This is a genomic window from Pseudomonas sp. GW821-FHT11G12, from assembly GCF_058808055.1.
The window spans coordinates 284,316-308,055 of the sequence record NZ_JBXARH010000008.1 but is presented as its reverse complement, the minus strand read 5'-3'; the positions used below and the strand labels follow the sequence as shown (position 1 = coordinate 308,055).

The window sequence follows — 23,740 nt, the reverse complement described above, 5'->3', positions numbered from 1 at the left end:
CAAGCCACGGGGTTTGACCAGCGTGGTCATTGGCCGCTCTGGGTCGGGTAGAAACCGTCAGACAGGGTTTTCAGCGCTCCCGGCAAACGCGGCCCGAGCCCGCCGACCAGCAGCGTCGGGTCCAGCTCCAGCACGCGTCCGGACTTGGCCGCACGGCTGGAATTGAGGATCGGGTTCTCCTTGAACAGCGCCGCTTTCGCCGCTTCGCCGGTCAGTGCGCGGTCAGCAAACACCAACACTTCGGGGTCGAGCCCGGCCAGGGACTCCACGGAAAACGGTTTGTAACCGGTGTGAGTGGCCAGGTTGTGCCCGCCCGCCTGTTGCAGCAGCCAATCGGCGGCGGTGTCCTTGCCGGCAATCAATGGTTTGCCGCCGGCATGCCCGAGCAGCAACAACACACCGGGAGCCTTGTGTTTTGACTGCACCGCAACCACCCGCGCCTTCTGTGCATCAAGTTGCTGTTGATAACTTTGCAGCAGTTGCGTCGCCTGAGTCTCGGCGCCCAGCAACTGACCCAGATGGGTGACGTTTTTCTCCAGCGTCGGCAGGTCCGGCTGAGCGGAGAACAATTCCACCTGCACCTTGGCACCGCGAACCTGCGTGATCACCGGAGGCGGGCCCATTTCCTCAGTGCCGATCAGGATGTCCGGACGCAGGCTGAGGATGCCTTCCGCCGACAGACTGCGCTGGTAACCAATGCTCGGCAGCGACTTGAGGGATTCGGGATGCTGGCTGGTGGTGTCGACGCCCACCAGTTTCGCCTCGCCGCCCAACGCACTCACCCACTCCGACAAGGCACCGCCGGCACTGACCCAACGTTGCGGCAATTGGGCCGCTGCAGCCTGGTGGCTGACAAAAAGTCCGACACACAGCACGGCAACGCGGGTACTCAGGCGCATAGACAGCTTCCTTGAAGGATTTTCCCGGGCATCGGGACGGCAGGCCAAGTATCCTCGGCAGCGGTCACCGCGCAGCGGGCGAAGGCGGCCATTTGATAATTGTTTGCATTTAAACGTCAAGCTCGGACATATCCGGACATGAGCTGACACTTGAGGATAGCCATGAAGTTTCTGTGCACGGGCGCCGATCTGGCCGAGGCCGCCAGCCGCGGTTTCGAGATCGATGGTAAAAAACTGTTCGCCGTACGCCGGGCCGGCCAGGCGTACGTCTACCTCAACCGTTGCCCGCACCGGGGCGTCGGGCTCGAATGGCAACCCGACCAGTTTCTCGACCCGAGCAACAGCCTGATCCAGTGCGCCACTCATGGCGCACTGTTTCTGATCGAGGACGGTGAATGCGTGGCGGGCCCCTGCGCCGGGCAATCGCTGACGGTCATCGATTGCCGTGAGGACGCACAAGGGCTGTGGGTCGACGTTTAACCGTCGAGCAATACGTCCAGCCGACGATCGATCAACATTTCCTCATGATTTAACCGCACACCATAAGCCAGCACCTCGACCCCGGACGCCACCGCCTCACGCAAGGCATCGGCGTAGGCCGAATCGATTTCCACGGCTGGGCGCACCGCCTCGATGCCGGTCAGGTTCACGCAGTACAACTGCACCGCCCGAATCCCGTCGCGGGCCAGATGCGCAAGTTCACGCAAGTGTTTGGCGCCGCGCTCTGTCACCGCATCGGGAAAGGCCGCCACCGCCGTACCGTCAAAACCCAGCGTGACACTTTTCACTTCCACGTACGCCGGCCCTGTCGGGTATTCGAGGCGAAAGTCGATACGGCTTTTTTCCTGTCCGTAGGCCACTTCGCGTTTCAGCGCGGTAAAACCGTTCAACTCGCTGATGACACCGGCCTGCAACGCTTCTTCGACCAGCGTGTTGGCGCGCCCGGTGTTCACACAGAACAACCGGCCCTGCGGGGTTTCGCCAATTTCCCAGGTGCCGGGCAGCTTGCGCTTGGGGTCATTGGAGCGGCTGAACCAGACCTGACCTCCCTCGACCTGACAATTGAGCATCGAACCGGTGTTCGGGCAATGAATCGTCAGCAATTCGCCGCCAACGGTTTCGATGTCGGCGAGAAAGCGCTTGTAACGGCGGATCAACCGGCCTTCTTCAAGAGGAGGATGAAAGCGCATCAGCCTTGCCAGCTCTTCAAGCCACGGGCGATGCGCTCCACCGCCTCCTGTAGGCGAGGAAGGTTTTGCGTGTAGGCAAAGCGCACGTGATGACTGGCCTGATAGCGACCGAAATCCAGGCCCGGGGTGAACGCCACATGTTCGGTTTCAAGGAAGTGACGGCAGAACGCGAAGGCATCACCGCCGAACTGGCTGATATCGGCATACAAGTAGAACGCGCCTTCCGGCTCCACGGCGATATTGAAGCCCAGCTCCCGCAGTGCGGGCAGCAGGAAATCGCGACGACGGCCGAATTCGGCGCGGCGCTCCTCGAGGATCGCAATGGTCTCCGGCTCGAAACAGGCCAGCGCCGCATATTGGGCCATGCTCGGCGCACTGATGTAGAGATTCTGCGCGAGCTTTTCCAGTTCGCTGACCGCCGCATCCGGCGCCACCAGCCAGCCGAGACGCCAACCGGTCATGCCGAAATATTTGGAGAAACTGTTGAGGACAAACGCACTGTCATCGACTTCCAGCACGCTGGCAGCATCGGTGCCATAAGTCAGGCCGTGGTAGATCTCGTCCACCACCAGATGCCCGTGCCGCGCCTTGATAGCTGTGGATAACCCCGAAAGCTCATCGCGGGTCAAAATCGTGCCGGTCGGGTTGGCCGGCGAGGCGACCAGTGCGCCGACACTGTCGTGATCCCAGTGGCGCTCCACCAGATCAGGCGTCAGTTGATAGCGTACATCCGGGCCGACAGGAACCAGTTGCGCCGCGCCTTCAACCAGGCGCAGAAAGTGCCGGTTGCACGGATAACCGGGATCGGCCAGCAACCAGTGCTTGCCCGGATCCACCAGCAACGCGCTGGCCAGCAGCAGCGCCCCGGAGCCGCCCGGCGTGATCAGAATCCGTCGCGGATCAATATTCAGGCCATAGCGGGTCTGGTAGAAACCGGAAATCGCCTCGCGCAGCTCAGGAATGCCGCGGGCGGCGGTGTAACGGGTTTTCCCCGCCGTCAGCGCGGCCTGGCCGGCGCGGATGATCGGTTCGGCGGTCGTGAAGTCCGGTTCGCCGATTTCCAGGTGGATCACGTCGTGGCCGTCAGCCTGCAATTCATTGGCCCGCGCCAGCAACGCCATCACATGGAACGGTTCGATCGCACGACTGCGCGCACTGTAGGGCTGAGCCATTGGCCTTCCTTCAACGAGGGAAAAGAAACGATTCTACCCATCTGCCGGAACGAGCGAGAACCCGTAGCGGTCACAGCCTCAAGAACACTGGACTGTAACGACCCGAGCGTACGCTCCAGGATTGACTAAAATGATTGATTGTCAGGTCTCCAGCACCACCAGACATGGCTTGGCAAACATTTGCAAGCACCACCGGCCGCGGGCTCGACATCCGGGAGTAGCGCGGGCCGAATTGATCTGGTAAGTTCGCCCGCTTGCAGCCGCAGGGCCGGCAGGTGTCGGTGATGGAGCAATCCTGCGCAATGGATTACAAGAGTAGAGGCGGTCCATTTCATGCCCACCCAAGCAAAGCAACAGCAGCAACAGGCGATCAGCGGTTTCGAACCTTACGTTCCGGCCGAAGGCGAAGAGTACATGGGCAAGCCCATGCGCGCGCACTTCACCAAGATCCTGACCAAGTGGAAACTGGACTTGATGCAGGAAGTCGACCGCACTGTTGATCACATGAAAGACGAAGCAGCCAACTTCCCTGATCCGGCCGACCGTGCCAGCCAGGAAGAAGAATTCGCCCTTGAGCTGCGTGCCCGCGACCGCGAGCGCAAATTGATCAAGAAGATCGACAAGACGCTGCAACTGATCGAAGACGAAGAGTACGGCTGGTGTGATTCCTGCGGCATCGAGATCGGCGTCAAGCGCCTCGAAGCCCGCCCAACTGCCGACATGTGCGTCGACTGCAAGAACCTTGCGGAAATCAAGGAAAAGCAGGTCGGCAAGTAATCCCGACCTGAACGAGAAACGGAGCGTGCGAACGCTCCGTTTTTGTTTCTGCTGTTTTTTGACTCTCTAGTAGCATCGCTCTCATGACTGCCAACACCTCCCCCGCCTACATCGGCCGCTTTGCGCCTACACCCAGTGGACACCTGCACTTCGGTTCGCTGGTGGCTGCACTGGCTTCTTATCTGGACGCCCGCTCGGTGAACGGCCGCTGGCTGGTGCGCATGGAAGATCTCGATCCGCCCCGGGAAGAGCCGGGGGCGCAAGCCGCGATTCTCAAGGCGCTGGAAAGCTACGGCTTCGAATGGGACGGCGAAATGGTCCGCCAGAGCGACCGGCATGACGCCTACGCGCAAGTGCTCGACAGTCTGTTCAATCACGGTCTGGCGTACGCCTGCACCTGCTCGCGCAAACAACTGGAGCCCTATCACGGCATTTATCCGGGACTGTGCCGCAATGCCGGCCATGGTCAGGAAGACGCCGCGATCCGCCTGCGCGTGCCCGAGCTGGAATATCACTTCATCGACCGGGTGCAGGGCGAATACCGTCAGCACCTGGGCCGTGACGTGGGTGATTTCGTGATCCGCCGCCGCGACGGCCTGTACGCCTATCAACTGGCGGTGGTGCTGGACGACGCCTGGCAGGGCATCACCGACATCGTGCGCGGCGCCGATCTGCTCGACTCGACGCCGCGCCAACTCTACCTGCAAGAACTGCTGGGCCTGCGCCAGCCGCGTTATCTGCATCTGCCGCTGATTACCCAGCCCGACGGCAACAAACTCGGCAAGTCCTACCGCTCGCCACCGCTGGAAGCCGATCAGGCCACGCCACTGCTGCTGCGCGCCTTGCGCGCGCTGGGGCAAAATCCCGGCGCCGAACTGGCCCACGCCTCGCCGCAAGAATTGTTGAACTGGGGCAGCGCCCACTGGGATGCCTCGAAAATCCCGCGCACACTGACCCTGCCTGAAGCGCAACTGCTGTGACGACACTTGCAGTGGCGCGCCCATCCGTTACCATCGCCGCACGTTTTCGGGCACGCGCATAAAAAAGAGAGGCCGGGATGTACATCTATCGCTTGGTCCTGCTTCTGGTCGTGGGGATCTACCTGTTTTCTCCCGCCATCATGGATTGGTGGATCGACGCCACGGGCGCCTGGTATCGCCCTTATCTGCTCTGGCTGATCCTGATCGTCGTGACCTTCATCCTTCAGAGCCAAAAAGATGCCGATGAGCTTTAGCCTGACCCAGATGCTGCTGATCAGCGCCGCCTACCTGGCTGCGCTGTTCGGGGTGGCGTGGATCAGTGAACGGGGCATGATCCCGCGGGCGATCATTCGCCATCCGCTGACCTACACCCTGTCGCTGGGGGTCTACGCCAGTGCGTGGGCGTTCTACGGTACGGTCGGTCTGGCTTATCAGTACGGCTACGGCTTTCTGTCGAGTTATCTCGGGGTGTCCGGTGCGTTCCTGCTGGCGCCGGTGCTGCTGTATCCGATCCTGAAGATCACTCGCACTTATCAACTGTCGTCGCTGGCGGACTTGTTCGCGTTCCGCTTCCGCAGCACCTGGGCCGGCGCGCTGACCACGATTTTCATGCTGATCGGTGTATTGCCGTTGCTGGCGTTGCAGATCCAGGCCGTGGCCGATTCCATCGGCATTCTTACCGGCGAACCGGTGCAGAATCGCGTAGCCCTGGCGTTTTGTGCGCTGATCATTCTGTTCACGATCTTCTTCGGCTCCCGCCATATTGCCACCCGTGAAAAGCACGAAGGGCTGGTGTTTGCGATCGCCTTCGAATCGGTGATCAAACTGGCCGCTCTCGGCGGCGTCGGCCTCTACGCCTTGTATGGTGTGTTCGACGGCCCGCAACAGCTCGAACTGTGGCTGCTGCAGAACCAGACCGCCCTCGCCGCCCTGCACACCCCTTTGCAGGAAGGCCCGTGGCGCACGTTGCTGCTGGTGTTTTTCGCCTCGGCGATCGTGATGCCGCACATGTATCACATGACCTTCACCGAGAACCTCAACCCGCGTTCGCTGGTGAGTGCGAGCTGGGGCCTGCCGCTGTTCCTGTTGCTGATGAGTCTGGCCGTGCCGCTGATTCTCTGGGCCGGCCTGAAACTCGGCGCCACCACCAATCCGGAATACTTCACCCTCGGCATCGGCATTGCTGCCAACAGCAAGGCGCTGGCGCTGCTGGCGTACGTCGGCGGTCTGTCGGCGGCCAGCGGCCTGATCATCGTCACCACGCTGGCGCTGTCGGGCATGGCCCTGAACCATCTGGTGCTGCCGCTTTATCAGCCACCGGCCGAAGGCAACATCTACCGCTGGTTGAAATGGACCCGCCGGGCACTGATCGTCGCGATCATCATGGCCGGCTTCTGCTTCTACCTGATGCTCGGTGCCGAACAGGATCTGGCCAACCTCGGCATCGTCGCGTTCGTGGCCACCCTGCAATTCCTGCCGGGCGTATTGTCGGTGCTGTACTGGCCGACCGCTAACCGCCGCGGTTTCATCGCCGGTCTGCTGGCGGGGATTCTGGTGTGGGTGGTGACCATGCTGCTGCCGCTGGTCGGCAATCTGCAGGGTTTCTATATCCCGCTGCTGAACATGATCTACGTGCTGGACGACACCAGCTGGCACATGGCGGCCATCGCCTCGCTGGCGGCCAACGTCTTGATGTTCACTTTGATTTCGCTGTTCACCAATGCCAGCCCGGAAGAGGCCAGCGCCGCCGAAGCCTGCGCGGTGGACAACGTGCGTCGCCCGCAACGCCGGGAGCTGCACGCCGCCTCGCCGCAGGAATTCGCCACGCAACTGGCCAAACCATTGGGCGCCAAGGCTGCGCAAAAGGAAGTCGAACAGGCCCTGCGCGACCTTTATCTGCCTTTCGACGAGCGCCGCCCTTATGCCTTGCGCCGTTTGCGTGACCGGATCGAAGCCAACCTCTCCGGCCTGATGGGCCCGAGCGTCGCCCAGGACATGGTGGAAACCTTCCTGCCGTACAAGGCGGGCGGTGAAAACTACGTCACCGAAGACATTCACTTCATTGAAAGTCGCCTTGAGGACTACCACTCGCGCCTCACCGGCCTCGCCGCCGAACTCGATGCCCTGCGCCGCTACCACCGCCAGACCTTGCAGGAACTGCCGATGGGCGTCTGCTCGCTGGCCAAGGATCAGGAGATCCTGATGTGGAACAAGGCCATGGAAGAGCTGACCGGGATTGCCGCGCAACGGGTTGTCGGCTCGCGCTTGAGCACCATCGCCAATCCGTGGAAAGAATTGCTGCAAGGCTTCATCAACCTGCCCGACGAGCACTTGCACAAGCAACACCTGGCTCTCGACGGCCAGACCCGCTGGCTGAACCTGCACAAAGCGGCCATCGACGAGCCTCTCGCGCCGGGTAACAGCGGCCTCGTGCTGCTGGTGGAAGACCTGACCGAAACCCAGATGCTCGAAGACAAACTGGTGCACTCCGAGCGCCTGGCCAGCATTGGCCGACTCGCGGCCGGCGTGGCCCATGAAATCGGCAACCCGATCACCGGTATCGCCTGTCTTGCGCAAAACCTGCGCGAGGAGCGCGAGGACGACGGCGAACTGACGGAAATCAGCGGCCAGATCCTCGAGCAGACCAAACGCGTGTCGCGCATCGTGCAGTCGCTGATGAGCTTCGCCCACGCCGGCAGCCATCAGCACAGCGACGAGCCCGTCTGTCTGGCGGAAGTGGCTCAGGACGCCATCGGTCTGCTGGCCCTGAACCGACGCAACTTCGAAGTCCAGTTCTACAACCTGTGCGACCCTGATCACTGGGTCGAAGGCGACCCGCAGCGGCTCGCCCAGGTTCTGATCAATCTGCTCTCCAACGCCCGTGACGCCTCGCCTGCCGGCAGTGCGGTGCGGGTCAAGAGCGAAGCCGGCGAACACACGGTCGATCTGATCGTCGAGGACGAAGGCAGCGGTATTCCATCGAGCATCATGGATCGATTGTTCGAACCCTTCTTCACCACCAAGGATCCTGGCGAAGGCACCGGTCTGGGCCTTGCACTGGTCTATTCCATCGTTGAAGAGCATTATGGACAAATCACCATCGACAGCCCGGCTGATGTTCAGAGCCAGCGCGGCACCCGTATCCGGGTGACATTGCCGCGTCATGTCGAAGCGACGTCCGCTGTGAACTGAGACCGTCGAGAGTATCGAATCAATGCCGCACATTTTGATCGTCGAAGACGAAACCATTATCCGCTCCGCCTTGCGCCGCCTGCTGGAACGCAACCAGTACCAGGTCAGCGAAGCCGGTTCAGTGCAGGAAGCACAAGAACGCTTCAGTATTCCCACTTTCGATCTGATCGTCAGCGACCTGCGCCTGCCGGGTGCTCCGGGCACCGAGCTGATCAAGCTCGGCCAGGGCACGCCGGTGCTGATCATGACCAGCTACGCCAGCCTGCGCTCGGCGGTCGACTCGATGAAGATGGGCGCGGTGGACTACATCGCCAAGCCTTTCGACCACGACGAGATGCTTCAAGCTGTCGCGCGGATCCTGCGTGATCGCCAGTCGGCGCCGGCTGCCGGCGAAGTTGTTACCGGCAAAACTGCCAACGGTAACGGCAAATCCGCCGTCGACAACAGCAATGGCGAGATCGGCATCATCGGCTCCTGCCCACCCATGCAGGACCTTTACGGCAAGATCCGTAAAGTCGCCCCGACGGATTCCAATGTATTGATCCAGGGTGAGTCCGGCACCGGTAAAGAACTGGTGGCCCGCGCCCTGCACAACCTGTCGAAACGCGCCAAGGCACCGATGATCTCGGTGAACTGCGCCGCCATTCCGGAAAGCCTGATCGAGTCGGAACTGTTCGGTCACGAGAAAGGCGCGTTCACCGGTGCCAGCGCCGGTCGCGCCGGCCTGGTGGAAGCGGCGGACGGCGGCACGCTGTTCCTCGACGAGATCGGCGAATTGCCACTGGAAGCACAGGCCCGCCTGCTGCGCGTATTGCAGGAAGGCGAAATTCGCCGGGTTGGCTCGGTCCAATCGCAGAAGGTCGATGTCCGACTGATCGCCGCAACCCACCGCGACCTCAAGAGCCTGGCGAAAATCGGCCAGTTCCGTGAGGACTTGTACTACCGCCTCCACGTGATCGCGTTGAAACTGCCGGCCCTGCGCGAGCGTGGCGCCGACGTCAACGAAATCGCCAATGCGTTCCTCGCTCGCCAGAGCGCACGCATCAACCGCACCGACCTGAAATTTGCCGCCGATGCCGAACAGGCCATCCGGCACTATTCCTGGCCGGGCAACGTGCGGGAGCTGGAAAACGCCGTCGAGCGCGCCGTGATTCTGAGCGAAAGCCCGGAAATCTCTGCCGACCTGCTGGGCATCGACATCGAGCTGGGTGACCTGGAGGACGATGAGTTCATCGGTCTGCCGGCGCAACCGGCCGGTAACGCCAGCAACAGCAGCCACGAGCCGACCGAAGATCTGTCGCTGGAAGACTATTTCCAGCATTTCGTGCTCGAGCATCAGGACCACATGACCGAGACCGAACTGGCGCGCAAACTGGGCGTCAGCCGCAAATGCCTGTGGGAGCGCCGTCAGCGTCTGGGCATTCCACGGCGCAAGACCGGGGTCGCCAGCGAGAGCTGAACGTTACCTGTCGAGTGTGCGGGTAACGGTTGAGGATGTGAAAAAACTGTTACCTCAGTCTTTTCACGTAACAGAAGCCGGGGTTATCGGTAACGAAACCCCGGCTTTTTTTCGCCCTGCGAAAACGGTTATATCGACCTAACCCCTTGTTTTATTGGGGTTCGCAAAAGTTGGCACGGCACCTGCTATATGTTTGGTACAAGAACAATAACAAGCAATGCACAAGACAATAAAAATAAGACGAATCGACTCACGCACAATAAAAACAAGACGGCGAGAGGCGCAGCTAACTGATTCTTTTGGAGAGGCGTTGTATTTGGGGCTTGCCCCACGACCAGGCCGAGAACAACAAAAACTGTCTTAAGACAGAGCCTGTACTGGTTGGATCGAGAGATCACTGCAATTCAGCGACCAAAGCAATCCGTTTGCTCTTGGCTCCCGATTGGGAGGGTCATGAAGGAAAAGCTTCATGGCGAGGGCACTCAACAAAAACAAGAAGCCCGAATCAATAATAAAAAGAGCACGCAACTACTTCTTGGGGAGCTTCGGCTCCCCTTGTAGTTTCTCCCCCGCAGCAAAATCCCCCTCACTCATCCTTTTCGACGCCTTTAGCCTGCGGCTTGCAGCGCAAAATGCCTGCGTCCTACACCATCACTCGACTAAATGCTAGAATCCCGGCCCATCATGCGGTCATTCTTTGGTCTGGCCGAACATTCCTTCAAACAGTGCATCCCATGCTGAAGAAGTTGTTCCAGTCATTCCGAACTCCCGTTCGTCGTACTCAACACATCCGTAGCACGCCTGAAGTCCTCAACAGCGGCCAACATTCGCTGCAAAAAGGCCAATTCAGCCGTTACGCGGTCAATATCGTCGAACGTCTGCAAGGCGCCGGTTACCAGGCTTATCTGGTCGGCGGTTGCGTGCGCGACATGCTGCTGGGCATCACGCCCAAAGACTTTGACGTCGCCACCAGCGCCACTCCCGAGCAGGTCCGCGCCGAATTCCGCAATGCGCGGATCATCGGCCGCCGCTTCAAGCTGGTGCACATCCATTTCGGTCGCGAAATCATCGAGGTCGCGACCTTCCGCGCCAATCACCCGCAAAACGAAGATGACGAAGACAGCAACCAGTCTTCGCGCAACGAGAGCGGGCGCATTCTGCGCGACAACGTCTACGGCACGCTGGAAGAAGACGCGCAACGCCGCGACTTCACCATCAACGCCCTGTATTACGATCCGGTCAGCGAGCGCATTCTCGATTACGCCAACGGCGTGCACGACATCCGCAATCATCTGATCCGCCTGATCGGCGACCCGAAGCAGCGTTACCAGGAAGACCCGGTGCGGATGCTGCGAGCCGTGCGTTTCGCCGCCAAGCTCAACTTCGGCATCGAAAAGCACACCGTCCAGCCGATCCGCGAGCTGGCACCGATGCTGCGCGAGATTCCGTCGGCCCGGCTGTTCGAGGAAGTGCTCAAGCTGTTCCTCTCCGGACATGGCGCCATCACCTTCGAAATGCTGGTCGACCTGCAACTGTTCGCGCCGTTGTTCCCGGCCAGTGCCGATGCGCTGGAATACAACCCGGAATACACCCACACGCTGATCAGCGAAGCGCTGACCAACACCGATCTGCGGATCAAGCAGAACAAACCGGTGACCCCGGCGTTCCTGTTTGCCGCATTGCTGTGGCCTGCCCTGCCGGCCCGCGTGTTGCGTCTGCAAGAGCGTGGCATGCCGCCGATTCCGGCGATGCAGGAAGCCGCCCACGAGCTGATCGCCGAACAGTGCCAGCGCATTGCGATTCCAAAACGCTTCACCATGCCGATCCGCGAGATCTGGGACATGCAGGAACGCCTGCCGCGCCGCAGCGGCAAACGCGCCGACCTGTTGCTGGACAATCCGCGCTTCCGCGCCGGCTACGACTTCCTGCTGCTGCGTGAAAGCGCCGGCGAGCAGACCGATGGCCTGGGCGAATGGTGGACCGATTATCAAGACGCCAATGACAGCGAGCGCCGCGACATGATCCGCGACCTCAGCGGCAAGGATGACGGCGCCAGCGGTGCTCCGCGCAAGCGTCGCCGCAGCAGCGGTTCCAAGCGCAAGCGCGCAGGCGCACCGAGCGCCACGGGCGAATAAGGCATGGAACGCATCTACATCGGCATGGGCAGCAATCTGGCTGACCCCGCCGAACAACTGCGCAGCGCGGTCGACGCGCTGGGGCAATTGCCAGACAGCGCGCTGGTCGGCGTCTCGGCCTTTTACCAGAGCGATTCGTTGCTGCCGGGCCAACCGCGTTACACCAACGCGGTCGCGGCGCTCGACAGCACACTCGCCCCGCTGGAACTGCTCGATGCCCTACAAGCCATCGAAAACGGTCAGGGCCGCGAACGCCTGGAGCGCTGGGGCCCGCGCACGCTGGACCTGGACATCCTGTTGTTCGGTGACCGACTGATCGACGAGCCGCGCCTCAAAGTCCCGCATTACCACATGCAGGAACGCGCCTTCGTTCTGTATCCCCTGGCCGAACTGGCCCCCGAAGATCTGCACCTGGCTGATGGCCGCACCCTTGCCGATCTTCTGAAAGCCTGCCCGTTCGTCGGCCTCGAACGCCTCGCCCACGCCTGACACAAACCGCTGATGCGGGAGCAAACTGACTCCCGCATTTTGCGTTCTTGTAGGACAAAAACTCCGCAGATCAGGCCCGCCGGCCCGCTGAATCGCATCAGTAACGCCGGTAACACTCCCGTCGTAACAATGCGGTAACACATGCAATTGACTTCCTGAGGCCTCATCACGACTATAGGCGTCCCGCTGCCGCCAACCCGGCATACAAGGGCGCAATCCAGGCCTTATAAGCACGACAAAAGAGCGTGCGCCTGAGTAGATGACGAATCACGCGCGTTACTCGCAGTAGTTTCCAAAGCGCCTGAACGAGGATTTCTTACATGCCAGCCATCACCCTGACCACGCTCCAGAGCCTCAAGCAGAAAGGTGAAAAGATCACCATGCTGACCTGCTATGACGCGACCTTCGCCCACGCCTGCAACGAGGCCGGTGTCGAAGTGCTGCTGGTGGGCGACTCCCTCGGCATGGTCCTGCAAGGTCACGACAGCACCCTGCCGGTGACCATTGCGGAAATGGCCTACCACACCGCCAGCGTCAAGCGCGGCAACACCGACGCCCTGATCCTGGCCGACCTGCCTTTCATGGCCAACGCCACCCTTGAACAAACCATGACCAACAGCGCCATGCTGATGCAGGCCGGCGCACACATGGTCAAGGTCGAAGGCGCGCTGTGGTTGGCGGAGTCGATCCGCCTGCTGGCCGAACGCGGCGTTCCGGTCTGCGCCCACATGGGCCTGACCCCGCAAGCCGTGAACATTCTCGGCGGCTATAAAGTGCAGGGTCGCAACGAAAACCAGGCACGCCAGATGCGCGCCGACGCGATTTCCCTGGAGCAGGCCGGCGCGGCCATGCTGCTGCTGGAATGCGTGCCGAGCGAACTGGCTGCCGAAATCACCAGCGCAGTAAAAATCCCGGTGATCGGCATCGGCGCCGGCGCCGACACCGACGGTCAGGTCCTGGTGCTGCACGACATGCTCGGCCTGTCGATCAGCGGCCGCGTACCGAAATTCGTGAAGAACTTCATGCAGGGTCAGGACAGCATCCAGTCCGCATTGAAGGCGTACGTCAGCGAAGTCAAAGCCGCCACTTTCCCTGGGATCGAACACGGATTCTCTGCATGAACACCGTTAAAACCGTACGTGAACTGCGCGCTGCCGTGGCGCGCGCCCGCAGCGAAGGCAAGCGCATCGGCTTCGTGCCGACCATGGGCAACCTGCACAGCGGCCACATCGCACTGATCACCAAGGCCAGGCAGCGAGTGGACTTCGTGGTCGCGAGCATTTTCGTCAACCCGCTGCAATTCGGCGCCGGCGAAGACCTCGACAAATACCCGCGCACCCTGGCGGCGGATCAGGAAAAACTGCTGGACGCCGGCTGCTCCCTGCTGTTCGCCCCGACCGTCGAAGAGATGTACCCCGACGGCATGGCCGGCCAGACCCGGGTCAGCGTGCCGCACTTGTCCGAAGGCCTGTGCGGCGCCAGCCGTCCGGGGCACTTCGAAGGCGTGGCGACCGTGGTCAGCAAACTGTTCAACATGGTTCAGCCGGATCTGGCGATCTTCGGTCAGAAGGACTACCAGCAACTGGCGGTGATCCGTGCGATGGTGCATGACCTGAACATGCCGATCCAGATCATTGGCGAGCCGACCGTGCGTGCCGCCGACGGCTTGGCGCTGTCGTCGCGCAACGGTTTCCTCAGCGAGGAACAACGTGCCGTGGCGCCCGTGGTCTATCGCGCCCTGAGCAGCATCGCCGAGTCGATCAAGCAGGGCGAGCGCGACTTCCCGGCCCTGATCCAGGCACAGCGGCAACAGCTGGAAGCCGCCGGCCTGCGTCCGGACTACCTGGAAATCCGCCACGCCCTGACCCTGCGTCCGGCGACGGCGGAAGATCGTGACCTGGTGATTCTGGTGGCTGCGTTCCTCGGCACTACCCGGTTGATCGACAACCTGCACCTGAATCTCGATACCCCCGCCTGAGCACCGCAATATCAGAATGTGAGAGTGAGCCTGCTCGCTCTCACATTCGTGTCACCTCCTCTTCCAAACCGTATTGCTGACCACCAGACCATCGGGCAAACTGCCCGCCGATCCACTGCGCGCGAAAAGCAGGGACTTGCTCGTATTACCCGCCGTCTGTCGGCGTCTGCTGTTATCGATGTTAAAAAAGTACAGGTAACAGGTCAGAAGAAGCCAAGACAGATCGCAGCGCTAGGTTTACTGTATTCGCCCTGCGCCCGTGTAATCGTGTCGACGCAGTTGCCCCCTCGCCCAAACATGGCGGGGAGGTCTTTTCAGTGTTCAAAAGGCCGTTCAAGTAAAAAGGAAAACCGCAGCGATGGCGTACTACCGCACTCCTCATGACGTTACCGCTCTGCCTGCCTGGCAAGCGTTGAAAGACCACCGCCAAGCCATGCAGGATTTCAGCATGCGCGAAGCCTTCAACGCCGATCCGCAGCGCTTCAATCAGTTCACCCTCAGCAGCTGCGGACTGTTTCTCGACTATTCGAAGAATCTGATCAACGCCGAGACCCGCAACCTGCTGGTGGGCCTGGCCAATGAAGTCGATCTCAAGGGCGCGATCAAGGCGCTGTTCGACGGCGAAATCGTCAACTCCTCCGAAGGCCGCCCGGCGCTGCACACCGCCCTGCGTCGCCCGGTCGGCGACAAACTGTCGGTCAACGGCGTCAACGTGATGCCTGAAGTACACAAAGTGCTGAACCAGATCACCGATCTCGTGGGCCGTATCCATGACGGTCTGTGGCGCGGTTACACCGAGAAGCCGATCACTGACGTGGTGAACATCGGCATCGGTGGTTCGTTCCTCGGCCCTGAGCTGGTCTCCGAAGCCCTGCTGTCCTACGCCCAGAAAGGCGTGCGTTGCCATTACCTGGCAAACATCGACGGCAGCGAATTCCACGAACTGACGCAAAAACTGCGCGCCGAGACCACGCTGTTCATCGTTTCGTCGAAGTCGTTCAACACCCTCGAAACCCTGAAAAACGCCCAGGCCGCGCGTGCCTGGTACCTGGCTCAGGGCGGTTCGGAAGCCGAGCTGTATCGTCACTTCATCGCCGTATCGAGCAACAACGCGGCAGCCGTGGCCTTCGGTATCCGCGAAGAAAACATCTTCCCGATGTGGGACTGGGTCGGCGGTCGTTACTCGCTGTGGTCGGCCATCGGTCTGCCGATTGCCCTGGCCATCGGCATGTCCAACTTCAAGGAACTGCTGTCCGGTGCCTACACCATGGACCAGCATTTCCAGAGCGCGCCGTTCGAACAGAACATGCCGGTGCTGCTGGCCCTGCTCGGTGTGTGGTACGGCAACTTCTGGGGCGCGCAGAGTCACGCGATCCTGCCGTACGACCACTACCTGCGTAACATCACCAAGCACTTGCAACAGCTGGACATGGAATCCAACGGCAAGAGCGTGCGTCAGGACGGCACCCCGGTATCGACCGATACCGGTCCGGTGATCTGGGGTGGCGTAGGTTGCAACGGTCAGCATGCTTACCACCAGTTGCTGCACCAAGGCACCCAACTGATCCCGGCCGACTTCATCGTGCCGATCGTCAGCTTCAACCCGGTGTCCGACCACCATCAGTGGCTGTACGCCAACTGCCTGTCCCAGAGCCAGGCGCTGATGCTCGGCAAGACCCTGCCGGAAGCCGAAGCCGAACTACGCGACAAGGGCATGAGCGAAGCCGAAGTACAGAAACTGGCACCGCACAAGGTGATCCCGGGCAACCGTCCGAGCAACACCATCGTGGTCGAGCGCATCAGCCCGCGTCGTCTCGGCGCACTGGTGGCGATGTACGAACACAAAGTCTTCGTGCAAAGCGTGGTCTGGGGCATCAACGCCTTCGACCAGTGGGGCGTGGAACTGGGCAAGGAACTGGGCAAGGGCGTCTACAACCGCCTGGTCGGCAGCGAAGAAACCGCCGCCGAAGATGCTTCCACCCAGGGCCTGATCAACTACTTCCGCGGCCGTCACCGCGGCTGATCCTGCACTGAACACACCCCCTCGCCATGAGGGGGTGTTTGTTTACGGGTCTTGAACCCTCCCCGCTCTCGGCGCATCTTTATCCTTGTCGCATAACAAGAATAAGGAACCGTCATGTTCGATATCAGCACGTTCCCCAAAGCCGATGCCGTCCGCCGGGCTGCCCAGTTGAGTCAGGACGACTACCATCGCCTGTACCGCGAATCCATTGAACACCCCAGCACCTTCTGGGCCGAACAGGCCACGCGCTTCCTCGACTGGAGCACACCGTGGCAGACCGTCCAGCGCTATGACCTGAAAACCGGCGAGGCTTCCTGGTTTGCCGGGGCGAAACTGAACGTCAGCTACAACTGCATCGACCGTCACCTGGAAAAGCGCGGCGATCAGATCGCCATCCTCTGGGAAGGTGACGACCCTGCCGAATCGACGCAAATCACCTACAACAAACTCCATCACCACGTCTGCCGCCTGGCCAACGTGCTGAAAAGCCGTGGCGTGAAGAAAGGCGACCGGGTGTGCATCTACATGCCGATGATCCCCGAAGCGGCCTACGCCATGCTCGCCTGCACGCGGATCGGCGCGATTCACTCGGTGGTGTTTGGCGGTTTCTCCCCGGACTCGTTGCGCGACCGCATTCTCGACGCCGACTGCCGCACCGTGATCACCGCCGATGAAGGCGTGCGCGGTGGCAAGTTCGTGCCGCTGAAACAGAATGTCGACAAGGCCCTGCAGAGTTGCCCGGACGTCAGCACCGTCGTGGTAGTCGAGCGCACCCAGAACAAGATCGACTGGGTCGAAGGCCGCGACCTCTGGTATCACCAGGCGGTGCGCGACGTCAGCGACGATTGCCCTCCGGAACCGATGGACGCCGAAGATCCGCTGTTCATCCTCTACACCTCCGGCAGCACCGGCAAACCCAAGGGCGTGCTGCACACCACCGGCGGTTACCTGCTGCAAGCGGCGATGACCTTCAAGTACGTCCTCGACTACCGCGAAGACGAAGTGTTCTGGTGCACCGCCGACGTCGGCTGGGTCACCGGCCACAGTTACATCGTCTATGGCCCGCTGGCCAACGGCGCGACGACGCTGATCTTCGAAGGCGTACCAAGCTACCCAAGCACGTCGCGGTTCTGGCAGGTGATCGACAAACACAAGGTCAACATCTTCTACACCGCCCCCACTGCCCTGCGCGCACTGATGCGCGAAGGAGCAGGTCCCTTGCAGGAAACGTCGCGACAGAGCCTCAGATTGCTCGGCAGCGTCGGTGAGCCGATCAACCCGGAAGCGTGGGAATGGTATTTCAACGTCGTAGGCGAACAGCGCTGCCCGATAGTCGATACCTGGTGGCAGACCGAAACCGGCGGCATCATGCTCAGCCCGCTGGTCAGCGCCCAACGGATCAAACCGGGCTGCGCCACCCAACCGATGTTCGGCGTGCAACCGGTGCTGCTCGATGAGCATGGCAAGGAAATCAAAGGCGCCGGCAGCGGCGTGCTAGCGATCAAGTCGAGCTGGCCGGCGCAGATCCGCAGCGTCTACGGTGATCCGCAGCGCATGGTCGACACCTACTTCAAGCCCTACCCCGGCTACTACTTCACCGGCGACGGCGCCCGCCGCGACGAGGACGGCGACTACTGGATCACCGGGCGCATCGACGACGTGATCAATGTCTCCGGCCACCGCATCGGCACCGCCGAGGTCGAGAGCGCCCTGGTGCTGCACGACAGCATCGCCGAGGCCGCCGTGGTCGGTTATCCCCATGACGTCAAAGGCCAGGGCATCTATGCCTTCGTCACGCCCATGAACGGTGCCGAACCCAACGACGAACTGAAAAAGGAACTGCTGGCCCACGTCAGCAAGGAGATCGGCAGTTTCGCCAAACCGGACCTGATCCAGTGGGCCCCGGCCCTGCCGAAAACCCGTTCGGGCAAGATCATGCGGCGGATCCTGCGCAAGATTGCCTGCAACGAACTCGACAGCCTCGGCGACACCTCGACCCTGGCTGACCCGAGCGTGGTGCAGGGGCTGATCGACAAGCGCCTTAACCAGTAGAATCACGGGCGCGGTCAACCGGCCGCGCCGCCCTTCATCACTGAGTTGCCATGGAATTCATCCGCAGCCGTATCGAAAACCAACTCATGAGCCTGACCGGTCTGTCCCTCGGCCAGCTCGATCTGGAAAACCCCAAGGGCGATCCCGGCCTGTTCGGCCCGGACTCGATCAGTTGGCAAGTGCACGGCGACTTCAGCAGCATGCTGATCGGCGGCATCAGTGCCTTGTTGCTGCAAGCCCTGCACCCACTGGCACTGGCCGGCGTCTGGGACCACTCGAACTTTCGCCAGGACATGCTCGGCCGCTTGCGCCGTACCAGCCAGTTTGTCTCCGGCACTACGTTCGGCTCGAAACGGGACGCCGAATGGCTGATCGAAAAAGTCCGCACCATTCACCTGCAAGTCGTCGGCACCGCGCCGGATGGCCGGCCCTATGCGGCCAGCGATCCGGATCTGCTGACCTGGGTGCACGTGGCCGAAGTCAGCAACTTTCTCGCCGCTCATTTGCGTTACCGCAACCCGCAGTTGTCGCCGGTGGACCAGGATCGTTACTACGCGGAAATCGCCGTGGTCGCTGAACGACTGGGTGCCCGGGATGTACCGAAATCACGCCAGGCCGTGGCCGATTACCTGCAACGGATGCGCCCGCAGTTGCTGTGTGACGAGCGCAGCCGCGAAGTCCTGCGCCTGTTGCTCGATGCCCCGGCGCCCAGCGTTCTGGCGCGGCCGTTTGGCGACCTGATGATGAAGGCCGGCATCGACCTGCTGCCGGACTGGGCCAGCGACATGCTGGATGCCCGCCAGAACCCGCTGCAACGCCAGTTGATCCGCGCCAGTGTCAAACGCAGCGCGCCAATGCTGCGCTGGGCGATGCGCAATGGATCGGTTCAGCGGGCCCAGCGGCGGATGGGGCTGAGCTGAAGCTCAGTAACTGCTAAACTCCCGCGCCCCGATTCCCTCCAGCAAGGCGCAAGCATGTCTTCCCTGAATCAGGCGCTGCGCGCCGCCCTCGATCAACGCCAGGATCTGCTCGCCGAGCTGCACCGCCAGGGCACCGACTGCTATCGCCTGTTCCACGGCAGCCAGGAAGGCGCCGGCGGCCTGACTATCGACCGCTACGGCCCGCAACTGATGGTGCAGAGCTTCCACCAGACGCTGGAACTCGCCGACCTGCTGCAACTGCACGCCACGGTGAATGAAACGTTGGGATTGCAAACCTTGCTGGTTTACAACGACCGCTCCCGTGGCAACTCGCGCATCGATCGTGAAGACAGCGTGTACCGCGCCGACGATGCTGCGCTGGTTGATCTGGTCGGCCACGAATGGGGCCTGAACTACCGTGTGCGCGGGCGCCACGCCGGACAGGATCCGCTGCTGTTCCTCGACCTGCGCAACACCCGCGGCTGGGTCAAGGATCACGCCAAGGGCAAAAGCGTGCTCAACCTGTTCGCCTACACCTGCGGCGTCGGTCTCAGTGCGGCCGCCGGCGGTGCCCGCGAGGTATGCAACCTGGACTTCGCCGAGGGCAATCTGGCGGTCGGGCGCGAGAATGGTTTGCTCAATCCGCAACTGCCGACCATGGAGTTCATCCAGTCCGACTACTTCCCGGCGATCCGCCAGTTGGCCGGTCTGCCGATCAGTCAGCGTCGCGGGCAGAAACTGCCGAGCTATCAGCGCCTCGAACAGCGCCAGTACGATCTGGTGCTGCTCGACCCTCCCGCGTGGGCCAAAAGTGCGTTCGGCACGGTCGATCTGCTGCGTGATTATCAAAGCCTGCTCAAGCCAGCCTTGCTGACCACTGCCGACAATGGCGTGCTGATCTGCTGCAACAACCTGGCGAAGGTCAGCATGGACGACTGGCGCGAACAGGTGCTGCGCTGCGCCGAGAAAGCCGGGCGCCCGGTACGCGAATGGAGTGTGATGACGCCGGGTGCCGACTTCCCTTCGCGGGATCAACAACCGCCGCTGAAGACCCTGATTCTTCAGCTCTGATTTTCTGGTTCTAAAGTCGCGCAGGAAATTTCCCACAGAAAAATCTGAACAATCCTGATCACAGGCTATTACTTCGGAACCGGAATCGCGTGCCATACTCCAAGGCACTCCGATTCAGACAGATGAAGCCGCACATGCCCAAAGGATTGATTCGCGCGATTGGCGCCTTGTTGACCGCTCTGGCCCTCTACAGCCTGCTGGGGTTTCTGATTTTGCCGGGCATTGCGCTCCGGGTCGCCAACCAGCAATTGGCCAACTACGCGACGGTGCCTGCGCACATTCAGCGTATCGAACTCAATCCGTTCAGCCTCGAAGTCACGCTTTGGGGCCTGGTCATCGGCGAGCCGGGCAAGGAACAGGTCGGTTTCGAACGCCTGTACGCCAACCTGCAACTCGACAGCCTGTGGACAAAAGCGCTGCACCTGTCCGACATCGAACTGGATAAACCCAAGACCGAAGTCCTGTTCGCCCAGGACGGCAAACTCAATCTGCTGGGTCTGTTCAAGTTGCCGGCCAGTGAACCGACGCCGGCCGATCCGAATGCCAAACCGTTTCCGCTGCGCATCGACCGGATCAAACTGGCCGGCGGCAACGTGCACTTCCAGGACTCACGCCCGAGCGAACCGATCGAGTTCCTCTACGACAAGCTCGATTTCGAACTGAACAACCTCAGCACCCTGCCCGACGACAACGCCGACATGACCCTGGTCGCCATCGGCCCGGCCGGTGGACAGATCGACTGGAAAGGCAACTTCAGCCTGATCCCGATCGCCTCCGAAGGCACGCTCAAAGTCACCGATGGCCAGATGAAAGCCTTCTGGCCCTACGTGCGCGACGCGGTGCCATTGGTACTGGAAAACGGCGTGGTCAGCCTGAGCACCGACTACAAGCTCAACCTGTCCAAGGAAACCGAACTGCTGTTGAGCAACGTCTCGGTCAGTGTCGCGCCGTTTGCGATCAAGGCCCCGGACGGGCGCCCGCTGGCGAAACTCGACCGCCTCGACGTCAGCGAAACCACCGTGGACCTGGCCAAACAGCAAGTGGTGGTCGGCAAGATCCGCAGCCAGAAACTCGAAACCTGGGCCGCCCTTGAGGCGGACGGGCAACTGGACTGGCAGAAACTGTTCGCCAGCCAGCCGTCGAAACCTGCCGCCAAAGCGGCGGCGGAACCGAAAAGCACGCCGGCGGCTGCCGACTCACCGAAACCGGAACCGGCCGCACCGGGCAAACCGTGGCAGGTGCTGCTCAAGGACGTGCAACTGCGTGACTACAAAGTGCATCTGGCCGACCGCTCGGCGAAGCCGGAAGTCACGCTGGATGTCACGCCGCTGAACCTCGACCTGCAGAATTTCGACAGCCTCAACGGCTCGCCCTTCAACGTCAAACTGGACACCGGCCTGGGCAAGCAAGGCAAGATCAGCGCCGACGGCGTGGTCAATCTGGCACCGGTCACGGCCCAACTCAACGTGAAGACGCAGGACATCGACCTTCGCGTCGCCCAGTCCTACATCAACCCGTTCATTCGCCTGGAACTGCGCAGCGGCATGCTCGGCAGCGATCTGAAAGTGAATCTGAAAAGCGTCACACCTCTGGCACTCAGTGTCACCGGTCGCGCCCAGGTCGATCAGTTGCACACCCTCGACACCCTGAAGACCCGCGACTTCCTCAAGTGGCAGCAAGTGGTGGTCGAAGGCCTGAACTATCAGCACGGCGACAACCTGTCGATCGACAGAATCAACCTGTTCCAGCCCTATGTGCGATTCATGATCAACGATGACCGCACCACCAACATCGACGACTTGCTGATTCCGCAACCTGCCGATTCCGGGGCGAAAACCGCAGCGGCCAAACCAGCCGGCAACTCGAAACCGCTGGGCATTCATATCGGCGGTATCGCGATCAATGACGGCTCGGCCAACTTCGCCGACTTCAGCCTGACCCCGAACTTCGCCACCGCGGTCCAGCAGCTCAACGGCCAGATCGGCACCATCGACAGCCGTCAGGCGAAACCGGCCAGCGTCGACGTCAAAGGCAAGGTCGACCGCTATGCGCCGGTGACCATCAAGGGTGCGGTCAACCCGTTCGACCCGATGGCCAGCCTCGACATCGCCACCAGTTTCAAACGGGTCGAATTGACCACCCTGACGCCCTACTCCGGCAAGTTCGCCGGTTACCGGATCCGCAAGGGCCGGCTCAATCTCGACCTGCACTACCTGATCACCAAGGGCCAGCTCAAGGCCGAGAACAAAGTGGTGGTCGAGCAGCTGCAACTGGGTGAGAAAGTCGACAGCCCGGATGCCGTGAGCCTGCCGCTGAAACTGGCGATTGCGTTGCTCAAGGACGTGGACGGGAAGATTTCCATCGAGCTGCCGGTCACCGGCGACCTCAATAACCCGCAATTCAGCGTGATGCCGATTATCTGGCAGACCCTGCGCAATCTGGTCGTCAAAGCCGCCGCCGCACCGTTCAAGATGATTGGCGGGCTGATCAACGGGGGCGGTTCCGAAGACCTCGGCACCGTGTCATTCGCACCGGGTTCCAGCGAACTGAACAAGGACGCCGAAGCTGCGCTGGTCAAACTGTCCCAGGCCTTGAAGGAACGTCCGGCCCTGCGCCTGGAAATCGAAGGCACCGCCGCCCAAAGCAGCGACGGCCCGCTGATTGCCGAACAGCGTCTGGAACGTGAATACCAGTACAACTACTACAAGATGCTCCAGCGCCGTGGCGACAAGGTGCCGGCCCAGGCATCACTGATCCAGGTCCCGGATAACGAAAAAGGCCCGCTGCTCGAAGGCATCTACCGCACTCGTCTGAAAACCCAGCCGCCGGCTGAATGGAAAGATCTGGGCAAGGAAGAGCGCACCGCGAAAATGCGTGCGGACGTGATCAAGTTCTGGAGCTCCAGCGATGTGCTGCTGCGCCAACTGGGTCAGGACCGTGCCAGCAGCATCAAGGATTACCTGGTGGACAAAGGCCAACTGGCCGACGACCGCGTGTACTTCATCGACGCCAATCTCGGCGAAGCGGAGAGCGACGGCCGCGTGGTGACGCAAATGCATCTGGACGCCGAGTGATGAACAGCCAATGGCTGGCGGCAATAGTGCTGGCGCTCGTCGCCAGCCAGGCGTCAGCATCCGATACGCTGCGCTGCGGCAGCCAGTTGGTCAGCCTTGGCGACCGTTCCAGCGAGGTGCTGCAAAAGTGCGGTGAACCGGTCAGCCGTGACGTGCTGGGCTACAAGCGCAGCGCCAATCGCCGGGAAGAGTTTCAGGTCGAGGAATGGACCTACGGCCCGAGCAACGGCATGTACCAATACCTGCGGTTCGAAGGTAATCGCCTGCGGCAGATCAACAGCAAACGTGGCAACTGACCTCCCCCATTGGTTTTCCCGTCCCTGAAATAG

At 61.4% G+C, this 23,740-nt stretch carries 19 protein-coding genes; 16 read left to right on the top strand and 3 right to left on the bottom strand.

Annotated features, from left to right (window positions below):
• Positions 1 to 26: 26 nt before the first annotated feature.
• Positions 27 to 899 (bottom strand): heme/hemin ABC transporter substrate-binding protein, encoded by an 873-nt coding sequence (locus AC1RR7_RS23005; RefSeq protein WP_102621078.1) that lies wholly within the window; start codon positions 897 to 899, stop codon positions 27 to 29.
• A 162-nt stretch (positions 900 to 1,061) separates the two neighbouring features.
• Here AC1RR7_RS23005 and AC1RR7_RS23000 point away from each other — a divergent pair, with 162 nt between their 5' ends.
• Positions 1,062 to 1,379, top strand: coding sequence for a Rieske (2Fe-2S) protein (locus tag AC1RR7_RS23000; RefSeq protein ID WP_102621079.1), 318 nt, complete (start codon positions 1,062 to 1,064; stop codon positions 1,377 to 1,379).
• On the opposite strand, the gene sfsA is transcribed toward AC1RR7_RS23000, so the two are convergent.
• Positions 1,376 to 2,089: a DNA/RNA nuclease SfsA gene (gene sfsA, locus AC1RR7_RS22995; protein WP_096820911.1), complete on the bottom strand. Its 714-nt coding sequence runs from the start codon at positions 2,087 to 2,089 to the stop codon at positions 1,376 to 1,378. The two genes, AC1RR7_RS23000 and sfsA, sit on opposite strands and share 4 nt — an antisense overlap.
• Positions 2,089 to 3,261, bottom strand: coding sequence for a pyridoxal phosphate-dependent aminotransferase (locus tag AC1RR7_RS22990; protein ID WP_102621080.1), 1,173 nt, complete (start codon positions 3,259 to 3,261; stop codon positions 2,089 to 2,091). Before AC1RR7_RS22990 ends, sfsA begins: the two co-directional genes overlap by 1 nt.
• A 333-nt stretch (positions 3,262 to 3,594) precedes the next feature.
• Between AC1RR7_RS22990 and dksA the strand changes: the two genes are divergently transcribed.
• From dksA to AC1RR7_RS22915, 15 genes are all read left to right on the top strand, one after another.
• Positions 3,595 to 4,038 (top strand): RNA polymerase-binding protein DksA, encoded by a 444-nt coding sequence (gene dksA, locus AC1RR7_RS22985; protein ID WP_085712147.1) that lies wholly within the window; start codon positions 3,595 to 3,597, stop codon positions 4,036 to 4,038.
• 83 nt (positions 4,039 to 4,121) lie between these two features.
• The gene (gluQRS, locus tag AC1RR7_RS22980; RefSeq protein ID WP_096820909.1) at positions 4,122 to 5,018 is read left to right on the top strand and encodes a tRNA glutamyl-Q(34) synthetase GluQRS; all 897 of its coding nucleotides are present in this window, start codon (positions 4,122 to 4,124) and stop codon (positions 5,016 to 5,018) included.
• A gap of 77 nt (positions 5,019 to 5,095) precedes the next feature.
• Positions 5,096 to 5,272: a hypothetical protein gene (locus AC1RR7_RS22975; protein ID WP_003176118.1), complete on the top strand. Its 177-nt coding sequence runs from the start codon at positions 5,096 to 5,098 to the stop codon at positions 5,270 to 5,272.
• Positions 5,256 to 8,210, top strand: coding sequence for a sensor histidine kinase (locus tag AC1RR7_RS22970; RefSeq protein ID WP_173861356.1), 2,955 nt, complete (start codon positions 5,256 to 5,258; stop codon positions 8,208 to 8,210). The genes AC1RR7_RS22975 and AC1RR7_RS22970 overlap by 17 nt, the downstream gene beginning before the upstream one ends.
• Positions 8,211 to 8,232: 22 nt before the next feature.
• Positions 8,233 to 9,669 (top strand): sigma-54-dependent transcriptional regulator, encoded by a 1,437-nt coding sequence (locus AC1RR7_RS22965; RefSeq protein WP_096820907.1) that lies wholly within the window; start codon positions 8,233 to 8,235, stop codon positions 9,667 to 9,669.
• Between the two features lie 734 nt (positions 9,670 to 10,403).
• Positions 10,404 to 11,804 (top strand): polynucleotide adenylyltransferase PcnB, encoded by a 1,401-nt coding sequence (locus tag AC1RR7_RS22960; RefSeq protein ID WP_096820905.1) that lies wholly within the window; start codon positions 10,404 to 10,406, stop codon positions 11,802 to 11,804.
• 3 nt (positions 11,805 to 11,807) lie between these two features.
• Positions 11,808 to 12,293, top strand: a complete 486-nt coding sequence (gene folK, locus AC1RR7_RS22955; RefSeq protein ID WP_102621081.1) for a 2-amino-4-hydroxy-6-hydroxymethyldihydropteridine diphosphokinase — start codon at positions 11,808 to 11,810, stop codon at positions 12,291 to 12,293.
• Between the two features lie 320 nt (positions 12,294 to 12,613).
• A complete protein-coding gene (gene panB, locus AC1RR7_RS22950; protein ID WP_096820903.1) occupies positions 12,614 to 13,414 on the top strand; it encodes a 3-methyl-2-oxobutanoate hydroxymethyltransferase in 801 nt (266 codons plus the stop codon).
• Positions 13,411 to 14,271: a pantoate--beta-alanine ligase gene (gene panC, locus AC1RR7_RS22945; RefSeq protein WP_493158485.1), complete on the top strand. Its 861-nt coding sequence runs from the start codon at positions 13,411 to 13,413 to the stop codon at positions 14,269 to 14,271. The genes panB and panC overlap by 4 nt, the downstream gene beginning before the upstream one ends.
• A 358-nt stretch (positions 14,272 to 14,629) precedes the next feature.
• Positions 14,630 to 16,294, top strand: a complete 1,665-nt coding sequence (pgi, locus tag AC1RR7_RS22940) for a glucose-6-phosphate isomerase (protein ID WP_096820901.1) — start codon at positions 14,630 to 14,632, stop codon at positions 16,292 to 16,294.
• 114 nt (positions 16,295 to 16,408) lie between these two features.
• Entirely contained in the window at positions 16,409 to 18,346 is a 1,938-nt protein-coding gene (gene acs / locus AC1RR7_RS22935; protein ID WP_493158484.1) for an acetate--CoA ligase, read from the top strand.
• Between the two features lie 50 nt (positions 18,347 to 18,396).
• On the top strand, positions 18,397 to 19,266 hold the full coding sequence (locus AC1RR7_RS22930) for an oxygenase MpaB family protein (RefSeq protein ID WP_102621084.1): 870 nt from the start codon (positions 18,397 to 18,399) through the stop codon (positions 19,264 to 19,266).
• A 54-nt stretch (positions 19,267 to 19,320) separates the two neighbouring features.
• Positions 19,321 to 20,337, top strand: coding sequence for a class I SAM-dependent rRNA methyltransferase (locus AC1RR7_RS22925; RefSeq protein WP_493158483.1), 1,017 nt, complete (start codon positions 19,321 to 19,323; stop codon positions 20,335 to 20,337).
• 122 nt (positions 20,338 to 20,459) lie between these two features.
• Entirely contained in the window at positions 20,460 to 23,411 is a 2,952-nt protein-coding gene (locus tag AC1RR7_RS22920; protein WP_192559018.1) for a DUF748 domain-containing protein, read from the top strand.
• Positions 23,411 to 23,707 (top strand): DUF2845 domain-containing protein, encoded by a 297-nt coding sequence (locus AC1RR7_RS22915; RefSeq protein ID WP_102621087.1) that lies wholly within the window; start codon positions 23,411 to 23,413, stop codon positions 23,705 to 23,707. The genes AC1RR7_RS22920 and AC1RR7_RS22915 overlap by 1 nt, the downstream gene beginning before the upstream one ends.
• Positions 23,708 to 23,740 lie beyond the last annotated feature (33 nt).